Annotated in this window: 6 protein-coding genes; 1 reads left to right on the top strand and 5 read right to left on the bottom strand. The window is 45.8% G+C overall.

Annotated elements, in window-relative coordinates:
- Positions 1-13: 13 nt before the first annotated feature.
- The 3 genes from ACFOLF_RS37960 to ACFOLF_RS37970 form a co-directional block, all read right to left on the bottom strand.
- On the bottom strand, positions 14-1,639 hold the full coding sequence (locus ACFOLF_RS37960; protein WP_210045919.1) for an extracellular solute-binding protein: 1,626 nt from the start codon (positions 1,637-1,639) through the stop codon (positions 14-16).
- An 80-nt stretch (positions 1,640-1,719) separates the two neighbouring features.
- Positions 1,720-2,616, bottom strand: coding sequence for a carbohydrate ABC transporter permease (locus ACFOLF_RS37965; protein WP_210045920.1), 897 nt, complete (start codon positions 2,614-2,616; stop codon positions 1,720-1,722).
- A gap of 11 nt (positions 2,617-2,627) precedes the next feature.
- Positions 2,628-3,509 (bottom strand): ABC transporter permease, encoded by an 882-nt coding sequence (locus ACFOLF_RS37970; RefSeq protein WP_379113671.1) that lies wholly within the window; start codon positions 3,507-3,509, stop codon positions 2,628-2,630.
- A gap of 759 nt (positions 3,510-4,268) precedes the next feature.
- Here ACFOLF_RS37970 and ACFOLF_RS37975 point away from each other — a divergent pair.
- Entirely contained in the window at positions 4,269-5,342 is a 1,074-nt protein-coding gene (locus tag ACFOLF_RS37975; RefSeq protein ID WP_210045922.1) for a GntR family transcriptional regulator, read from the top strand.
- Positions 5,343-5,415: 73 nt separating this feature from the next.
- Here ACFOLF_RS37975 and ACFOLF_RS37980 read toward each other — a convergent pair whose 3' ends face one another.
- Together ACFOLF_RS37980 and dgoD are read right to left on the bottom strand one after the other, a co-directional pair.
- The gene (locus ACFOLF_RS37980; protein WP_210045923.1) at positions 5,416-6,453 is read right to left on the bottom strand and encodes a Gfo/Idh/MocA family protein; all 1,038 of its coding nucleotides are present in this window, start codon (positions 6,451-6,453) and stop codon (positions 5,416-5,418) included.
- Positions 6,454-6,703: 250 nt separating this feature from the next.
- Positions 6,704-7,837, bottom strand: coding sequence for a galactonate dehydratase (gene dgoD, locus ACFOLF_RS37985; protein WP_210045924.1), 1,134 nt, complete (start codon positions 7,835-7,837; stop codon positions 6,704-6,706).
- Positions 7,838-8,029 lie beyond the last annotated feature (192 nt).

Raw genomic sequence — 8,029 nt, forward strand, 5'->3', positions numbered from 1 at the left:
ATGGTTACTCCAATTATTTGGATAGGACTCTTTGCGCAGCATCGTTATAGATCTTTAACACTTTATCGATATCTCCCATATTTTTAACCTGGTCTATAAATTTGGGCCAGTTATCAAAGCTCTGCTTGCCTGCAACAAACTTCGCCTGCTCTTCAGTAACGAAGGTTTTTACCGGGTTCATAATTTCGGATATTTCCTGGCTTTCGTCCGGTGTAAATTGAATGGCCGGCTCCGTATACCAGGATGGAACATAATCATTATTGGGCATAGGTAAATTTCTTAAATACGGCGACTTTTCAATGGGTACTTCTTCATATTTATTATCAAAAACAGTATAATCAGTTGCGGCAAAGTCCACGAATGCTTTTGAATCGTTTACCATTTGCAAACCGGGATTATATTTTTTACTTGCCCTGATACCGTATTTATCTCCTTCCACCCATGGATCGGCTGCCGTTTTAAAGGAATCCACAAAGGTCGGGTTTCCGTCTTCTCCGATTTTATAGGTGGTGCCCTCGATTCCCCAAGTAACGAGCCTCATATTTTCATCGGAATATTGCAAATCGATAAGCTTAATCAGCTCTTCAGGATTTTTGGTTTTCGAACTGATACAGAAGGTAGCCCAACCTAAATCCGGTGTATTTCCATTAGCAACTTCCTGCCAGGCTGTACCATACTTTGGATTATCCGGATACAGTGAAACAGCAAATGTTTTATCGTCATTAGCCGTTCTGGTATAATCGCCCGGTTCTGTAAACCACTGCGTTAACCACATAAAGGTATCTCCATTTAAAGCCTTTTTCTTGATCGTATCATCTGTATCGATTGTATATTCAGGATCCAGTAGCTTTTCTGCATAAAGCTTATTGGCGAATTGAATCGCGTCTTGATATCCTTCATCAAAAATGCCATACACATATTTGCTTCCATCCCAGAAAATATCATCCTTCACGTGATTGGCGGAGAAAAGCGATCTTAAGCTGTTCCATTTTGTATCAATAGGATATTTATCCGGGTAGAGCTGTTTGAGTTTTATTGCCGCGTCATAAAATTCATCAAGAGTTTGCGGAATTTTTATGTTATTTGCCTGAAATATATCATATCTGTATGCAGATACATTCTGAATCAACATTCCTTTATCCAAAGGAAAACGGGGCGTAGATGTTTCTTTGAAAGAATACATTTCACCTTCGGAATTTGTTACTCGTGCCATGCCATTTTTAACCTTACTGAGATAGTTCATATAGTTAGGCATATCATCCTTGTATTGACTTAACTCAAGAATCTGGCCCTGCTTAGCCATATCCGTAATATCATAGAATAAAGGTGTCACGAAGAAATCTGTCATATCATCACTTGCAATCATGAGTTTAACTTTTTCATCATATTCGGATGCTGGAATATAATTAAACGTTATATTCAGTTTTTTGCCCAGCTTTGCTTCCATCTGCTTCTTCCATTCTTTTCCCACCAAACTATTCTCGTTATCCACCCCATTTGAACTTAGAGTCACAGAAAAAGATAAGGTATCACTTTCATTCGAATCATCAGAAGCTTCATTTGCGTTGGTGCAGGCCGATGCGGAAAAGGCGAGCAAACAAATCATGATCAGGCTAAGCATTTTTGCCTTTTTAATCACCCAAATTCCTCCCTATGAATATATTTTTTATGATAAGACGTAAAAGAAAATCTTTTTACATCAAATCCTTGATCCTTTCATTAGCCCTTAATCGCTCCGACCAATACACCCTTTGTAAAGTGCTTTTGAAAAAATGGGTATATGACCATAATGGGGAACATGGTAATAATGATTACACTCATTCTTATTGCCTTAGGATCAAGGGCAGTTCCTGATGAATTAATGGCAATATTACCAGCCCCTACTCTTCCTTGAATAGCACTTGTATCCATGGTGAACAGATAGTTTCTTAAAATCATCTGCAATGGATACTTGTCCTGATCCTTGAGGTAGATTAAAGCTTCAAACCAGCTGTTCCAGCTTCCTACTAAACCAAACAAAGCAAAAGTTGCAAGAAGGGCTTTCGATAACGGTAAAATGATTCTAAATAGAACCACAAAATCATTTGCTCCATCAATGACCGCTGATTCTTTCAACTCTGCCGGAACATTTAAAAAGAAAATTCTAAATAAGAACACATTGTATGCTCCAACCGCGCCGGGAAGTATCATAACCCAAACCGTATTTAACAAATGCATACTGCGCATAAGCAAGTAGGTAGGGATTAAGCCTCCACTGAAAAACATCGTGATCATGAGAAATATGGTAATGAATTTTTTTCCCGCAAATCCTGGAACCGTGAGCGGGTAAGCCAATAAGGATGTAAACAACAACATAATGCCAGTCGAACCAACTGCATAAAGAATAGAATTCATATACCCCTTATAAATCAGGGCGTCGTGAAATACATCTACATATGCCTGTGTAGTGAAGCCTCTCGGCCAAATCGTAAGGCTTCCCGAGGATATGTACCGTGCACTGCTCAGGGATGTAGCTATAATGTTCAAAATGGGGTATAGCACAACGACAAGGATCAATAGCATAATGAAAATATTAATCGCATCAAAAGTTCTGGAACCCAAACTGACTTTTCTCAATGTTCTCCCCCCTAAAACAAACTCGTTTCTGAAGCCTTGCGGCTAACCCAATTTGAGATATAAAGAATGATAAAGGATATAACGGACATGAATAATCCTATCGCAGTGGAATACTCATATCTTGCACCTAAAATTCCTTGTCGATATACATAGGATCCGATGACGTCAGCCACACTATACGTTTCGGGTGAATAAAGCAGGATAATTTTCTGGAAATCCGTTCCCAGTATTCCGCCTAAGGCGAATATGAGTAATATGATTGTTGTCGGTCTAATTGACGGCCAAGTGATGTGCACGAGCTTTTTCCATCTGCCGGCACCATCCACTTCAGCAACATCATAAAAAGTAGGGTCTATCCCGCTCAAAGCAGCAAGATAGATTATGGTTCCAAAACCAACGCCCTGCCATATGCCTGAAGAAATGAATATCGTTCTGAAATAGCCCGGTTCCAGGAGAAACATGATCGGGCTTCCGCCAAAATATGTAATGATATGATTAAAGAGACCATCTCTTGCAGTAAAATCCTTAAGCATTCCCGCAACGATTACAACAGATATAAAATGAGGAAAGTAAGAAACCGTCTGTACAATCTTTTTAAAATGCTTGTTTCTTAGTTCGTTAAATAATAGTGCAAGTATAATTGGAGCAGGAAATGACCAGAGCAACGTATACAGACCCAAAAGCAATGTGTTTTTTAAAACTCTGAATGCCATCGGGTCATGAAAAAAAGTGTTAAAATATTTAAATCCGATCCAAGGACTTCCCATGATCCCTTTTGAAGCGCTGAAATCCTTAAACGCAATGGTTATCCCATACATCGGAAAGTAACTGAATATGAGTACCGTTAGAAAACCAGGCAGCACCATCAGGTAAAGGTATCGGTGTTTCCACATTTTTGACCATCGATTTTTATTGGTTGTTTCCAAAAAAACACCCCTTTTACTTTTTGCTTCGTGTCATTGTTTGCTCCCCGTCAGTCCTTCAACCAAAAGAAGTCATTGGACCTGACTTTGCGCAGTTGGAAGCGCATTCAAATTTCGGCTTAAACAAGTTTGCCTTTAACATCGCATACTAACTGCATCTCATATAGAGCACTGATATTATCAGACTTCCTTCGCAGATGATGCGAATAAACATGAATTGAATAAGCTTGCAAACTCAATTCTTGTGCGCTTCTGTCAACGTTTAAACGCTTCCAAAATAGACATGCAGCGTGTTTGCCGAAGGTCCATCCGTACGACTTTGCACTTGCGTTAGCTATACGATAATGCCGGTTTCTCCATGCCCCAAATCCTTAAGTTATTATGCTAAGCGAAGAATAACACATACTATTTTATGCGTCAATATGGATTTTTTTAATTTAATATAAAAAGTTAGTATGCTTAATTTTTTACTGCGTAATCATCCGCTCGCGCCACATGGGCTGGGATGGAGGCTGGGAACAACCGGTTTGATGAAATGAAACACACCGGGAATATAGGATTGGCGGGCGATTGCTATCCTTAGTCTGTGTCAACTCAAGTGCTGAAACGCTTGTCTGGCCAGGAAGGCTTATTTGCCGATGGAAGTCGAGTGGTTTAGAATAAGTTAGTATACATTCTATTATAAAGTGCGTTATAATTGGACATATGTCCAATAAGAGGAGAGCTTACATGAGCAAGAAAGATACGATATTGCCAAAGTATCAGCTGGTAAAGGATTATGTGCTTTTACAAATAGAGAAAAATGAGCTCGGCAAGGATGATCGAATTCCGAGCGAATCAGAGTTTTCCAAACTGCTCGGTGTTAGCTCGATTACGGTGCGAAAAGCGTTGACGGAGCTGGTCAATGAAGGGGTCATTTATCGGGTGAGGGGAAAAGGAAGCTTTGTCGCGAATCAGGAGGCTTCTGTCAATAAAACGTCCAATTACGTTACCTTTATTATTTCCGGCAACGAAATGTATGACAGTTCCTATATGCAGATCATTAAAGGAGTTCAGTCCTTCTTGAACCAGCAGGGCTGCAAGCTCATTATTGAATTTGTGGAAAATGATGTTGAGCAGGAACGGGAACTCATTCTGAAACTGATTCAATCGGAGAACCGGGGGCTGCTTATTTATTCAGCCAACCCCGACGCGGCAAAAGAGTATCTCAACGAAATTCGCAAAAAATCAATACCTTTTGTCATGCTCGACCGCTTTCCGTCCGGATATCCGGTCAACTGTATTACATGCAACAACCATGACGGCGCATATGCAGCCGTTGAGTATCTGATTGCCCAAGGCCACCGGAATATCGGATTTGCCGCTTATGATTTTCATCTGAGTACGGAGAACGAACGGTACAACGGGTACCGCAATGCCATGGTAAACGCCTCACGTACTCCAGATGACGATATTTTATATCTTCAGCGGGATCTGGACTATTCCAAGCTGTTGAGTCAAATTCAAAAAGGAGAGCTTACCGCTCTCTTTTGCGTGAACGACAGACGGGCTCTCGAAGTGATTGAGCAGCTTACGCTGCAAGGCATCAAAATACCGGAGCAAATATCCATCATGGGCTTCGATGACATTGAAAGCTCCAAATTCGCCAAAGTTTCTTTGAGCACCGTCAAGCAGCATTTCGACGTGCTTGGTTATGAAGGGACAAAACTTCTGTTCGAGAGCATCAACAATACCTCGCAAGGTTACAAGAAAGTATTACTGTCTACCAATCTTGTCATTCGAAAATCGATCAGTACAATTTAACGCCACCGATAACCTCATTTCAGCTTTCGAATCCATTAAGCCGGCAGCCTTCGAGCGGTTTTATGGAGCTGGTTCACCGGTCCGCATCGACGGCAAACCGCTCCACAATACTGTCCTCAAACCGATGTGGCAATTCAACCTTGCCTCCGTATTCAGCAGTATGGTAGATGGCCATAATGACTTGATACGACAGCATCGCATGAGCCAAATCGCAGATGTGACCGGCTTGCGGATTCGCCACGTATCCGGGAATGGAATTGACATAATCGATCAAAGCATCCATGTAACTGTCTTCCCAACTCGACTTTTCGATCGTATGCTCGCCCGTTATGTAATTTCTCACTTCCAGCGATTGATTAAGCGCGATCTTCAGGTGCCCTTCTGTGCCGTATACATCCACTCCGATATGATAGAACGGGTTCGTTTCACCTTTGAGCGATCGCGCGAATGCGCCGCATTCAATCGTAGCCCGCACGCCGTTGGCAAACAAAATCGAGGCCATCGCCTCGTCCGGCGCGACGATTGAAGAGCTGTCCTTGCCCTCATACGGACCGGTTTGTCCCATCACCCAGCGGACGGGACTAAAATCATTAAAGTACATTACCATATCAATCAGATGCGAGCCTTGCTCCATTATGTTGACCTTGGTGGAAGCGCGAATAAACTCGATCTCTCCGATCGCGCCATCACGCAGCAATTGCTGCGCCTTGCGCCATGCCGGCAAATATTTATGCTGATGATTGACCAGCACCATCTTGCCGTATGTATTGCAAAGTTCCTCGATTTCATAGGCTTCCGACGGGGTTAGCGCCAGCGGCTTCTCGATATTGATCAGCTTAACGCCAGGAAATCGCACGGCCACCTTTATCAATTCCAGACGAGCGTCGGCGCTGCTGACAATGTCTACAATATCGGGGCTCGTCTCTTGCAGCAATTTGGCCAAATCCAACGAACGGGTTGCAATCTGATAGCGATCAGCCAGTTTATTCAATCTCTCTGTATTCGAGTGTCCGCAAATCCCGACAAGTTCGATACTGTCGCTTGCTTGATATGCCTTGGCATGCGCATCGGCCCAGCCTTTCGTTCCGACAAGTACGACTTTCAATTTCATTGTTGTTTCCCCTCGCGTCAGCCTGAATGGAGTTATTCCACTCAGGCTGGATTTGATTTGCGCAAGTCACGACGAATCAGTCAATCATTCCTAGCGCTCGCAACATTCTGATGAACACGACCGCTGCTGGTGCGCGAATCGCTTCCCCATTCGTCAGCTCCCGAACTTTCGCAATGCCTTCCTCTGACCTGAATTGCTTCAGGTCTTTCCGCGCCTTTGAATGCGACGGCCCCGCCTTCTTCCAACGCGCCTACCATTCGGCGAACGAGCCGTCGTCGTAAGCCAGTCTCGGCGTATCCCAATCGCCGCCGTAGCCGCGTTCGATCAACGCTTCCTCGTTGATCTCGATGCCGAGGCCCGAGCCTTGCGGCACGGCGATATTGCCGCCCTCGACCACAAACGGCCGTTTCAGATAGCCTTCGCCGAGGTCCCACTTCTCCGCCAAGGACGGATGCTCCTGGATGAGGAAATTCGGCGTACAGGCGTCGAGCTGGAGACATGAAGCGAGCGAGATCGGCCCGAGCGGGTTGTGCGGAGCCACGCTTGCATAATGCATCTCGGCCATCGCCGCGATTTTGCGGCCCTCGAAGATGCCGCCGGCATGGCACAGATCCGGCTGGACAATGGCGACGGCGCCTTTCTCCAGCACCTCGCGGAAGCCCCAGCGGGTGAACAGCCGCTCGCCGGTGGCGATCGGAATGCTCGTCGACTGCGCGACGCGCAGCAGCGCATCCACGTTCTCCGGCAGGCACGGTTCCTCGATGAACATCGGGTAATACGGCTCCAGGGCGGCCGCAAGCCGGATTGACATCGCCGGGCTGACGCGCCCATGGAAATCAATGGCGATGTCGAGCCTGCTGCCGGCTGCTTCACGGATGGCCGCGAACTTATTCGCCACGTTCTCCACGAACGCCAGCGTGTCGATCTGCCGCACCGGCGCGTCGACGCCGATCTTGATCGCGGTGAAGCCCGCTTCCATTCGCTTCTTCGCGTTCGCCGCGATCTCGTCCGGCGTCGCCCCGCCGCAGTGGCTGTACATGCGGATGGTCTCGCGTACTTTGCCGCCGAGCATTTCGTAGACGGGCATGTTGTAGAACTTGCCCTTAATATCCCACAGCGCCTGCTCGATGCCGCTTATTGCGCTTACCAGCACCGGGCCGCCGCGGTAAAAAGTGCCCCGGTACATGATCTGCCAATGGTGCTCGATGCGCAGCGGATCTTGGCCGATCAAGTAGCGCTTCAGCTCTTCCACCGCGGTCGCGACGGTAAGCGCACGGCCTTCGACGATCGGTTCTCCCCACCCGCTTATCCCTTCGTCGGTCTCGATCTTCAGAAACAACCAGCGCGGTTTCACATGGTATAGCTTCATATCGGTGATTTTCATAACGATTCGTCTCCTCCTGCGTTTCACTTGGATTCGTCCTGCGTCGCCTGCCGTCATCCGTTTACCAATCACATATGCCGCATTCCCGGACGCTTTCGCTTCCGCCTAGCCTTTATCCGCCCATACCGGCAGCAGAGCGCCGCCGTCCATGTATACCGTAGTGCCCGTCATATAGCCCGCCTTGTCGGAAGC

The organism is Paenibacillus sepulcri (genome assembly GCF_042647105.1).
GTDB lineage: Bacteria > Bacillota > Bacilli > Paenibacillales > Paenibacillaceae > Paenibacillus_Z > Paenibacillus_Z sepulcri.

Excerpts from the sequence above, each read along its gene's own strand:
- ACFOLF_RS37980 (WP_210045923.1), bottom strand. The coding sequence starts at position 6,453 with ATGAAATTGAAAGTCGTACTTGTCGGAACGAAAGGCTGGGCCGATGCG.
- dgoD (WP_210045924.1), bottom strand. The coding sequence starts at position 7,837 with ATGAAAATCACCGATATGAAGCTATACCATGTGAAACCGCGCTGGTTG.
- ACFOLF_RS37970 (WP_379113671.1), bottom strand. The coding sequence starts at position 3,509 with ATGTGGAAACACCGATACCTTTACCTGATGGTGCTGCCTGGTTTTCTA.
- ACFOLF_RS37975 (WP_210045922.1), top strand. The coding sequence starts at position 4,269 with ATGAGCAAGAAAGATACGATATTGCCAAAGTATCAGCTGGTAAAGGAT.